The sequence below is a fragment of the Spirochaeta isovalerica genome (assembly GCF_014207565.1).
In the GTDB taxonomy this organism is placed as follows: Bacteria; Spirochaetota; Spirochaetia; order DSM-2461; family DSM-2461; genus Spirochaeta_F; species Spirochaeta_F isovalerica.
Genome location: NZ_JACHGJ010000028.1, coordinates 1 through 1,571, shown reverse-complemented (window position 1 = coordinate 1,571; position 1,571 = coordinate 1). Strand labels below are relative to the sequence as shown.

Genomic DNA, 1,571 nt, shown 5'->3' with positions numbered 1-1,571 from the left:
CCCTATATGTCAACATAGTTGAAGGATCACTTTAAAAGGAGTTTCAACTATGAGATACAGTCTCGGATTCAAAGAGACACAGGTAAAAAAGGTATTACCGCCGCAAAGTAGACCGATTGCTTCAGTAGCCAGAGAAGCCGGGATTTCTGATCAAACCTTGAGGAACTGGTTGGCCCAGGCAAAAGATGGTACATTGGAAAAACAAGATACAGTAGGAGGTGCCGGACGCTCTTCCAGAGAGAAATTCAATCTGGTGATTGAGTCAAAATCCGTATCTGAAAATGATCAAGGGAAGTGGCTCAGAGAAAAGGGTCTGCACTCCGAACACATTACACTCTATGAACAGGAATTGCGGGATTTGGTAGAAGATAAAGGTCAGACAGAAAAAGAAGAAATTAAACGGCTCAAGAAGGAAAACAAACGCCTGGAAAAAGAGCTGAGTAAGAAGGAAAAAGCCCTGGCCGAAATGGCCGCACTTTATACTCTTAAAAAAAAAGCCGAGGAACTCTGGGGGGACGACGAGGACGACTGATTCCCGAGAATATGCGACTGGAAGCTGTGAAATTGATCAGGGAAGCCAATCGATGCGGTGCTCGTCTCGTAAAGGCCTGTGACACTCTTGAAATATCCATAAGCACCTTTGAACGCTGGCGTAGTGGTAAGATCACGGACACTCGTAAAGGCGCGCCGAAGGTTGTCGCCCGCAAGCTCTCTCAAGAAGAACAGCAGAGCATAATTGATATCAGCTGCAGCAATGAGTACAAAGATGAAAATCCATATAAAATTGTGGCATCTCTTTTGAATAAAGGGACTTACATCGCCAGCGAGAGTTCGTTCTATCGAGTATTAAGAGAAGCAGGGCTTATTCGTCACCGCGGGAATACACGTCCCAGGAAGAGCCATAACAAACCGCCGGAACTGGTAGCCACAGGTCCAAATCAGGTCTGGACGTGGGACATCACTTGGCTCCGTACTGACATCCATGGCATATTCTACTTTGCCTACACCATCATCGATATATGGGACAGGAGCATAGTCAAATGGTCCATACACGACAGGGAAGACGACGAATATGCCAGAGAACTTTTTCAGACTGCGTTTGAAGAAAACGGCTATCCGAATGTCTTTGTACATTCTGACAACGGTAATCCCATGAAGGGAATGTCGCTGATGGCTCTATTCTATGATCTGGGTATTTCCAATAGTTATTCCAGACCTCGTGTGAGCGATGACAACCCTTTTATAGAGTCGTGGTTCAAGACGTTGAAAACTCATGTTTCCTATCCGGGAAAGTTCAAGACTATTACCGGTGCTAGAGCATGGTTCGCCGATTTTGTTCATTCATATAACGGATCTCATAAACACTCGGGATTGCACTACATTACGCCTATGCAGGTCAGAAACGGCGAATATCCAGATATTGTAAAAAAGCGGAATGAGGCCATGCAAGAGGCTTATAAAAATAATCCCATTAGATGGAGCAATGGCGTCAAACAGCTGCCGAAAAAGCATGTTGTATATCTGAATCCAACTGCTGATACCAGGATAGAACTGAAACAGAAATCAGAAAG

2 protein-coding genes are annotated in these 1,571 nt (G+C 44.8%); both read left to right on the top strand.

Features of this window, described 5'->3' with window-relative positions; translation table 11 throughout:
- The first annotated feature begins 49 nt into the window (after positions 1–49).
- Positions 50–532, top strand: coding sequence for a transposase (locus tag HNR50_RS22095; RefSeq protein WP_184748985.1), 483 nt, complete (start codon positions 50–52; stop codon positions 530–532).
- A gap of 11 nt (positions 533–543) precedes the next feature.
- On the top strand, positions 544–1,571 hold a 1,028-nt coding region (locus HNR50_RS22090), incomplete at its 3' end, for an IS3 family transposase (RefSeq protein ID WP_246434188.1).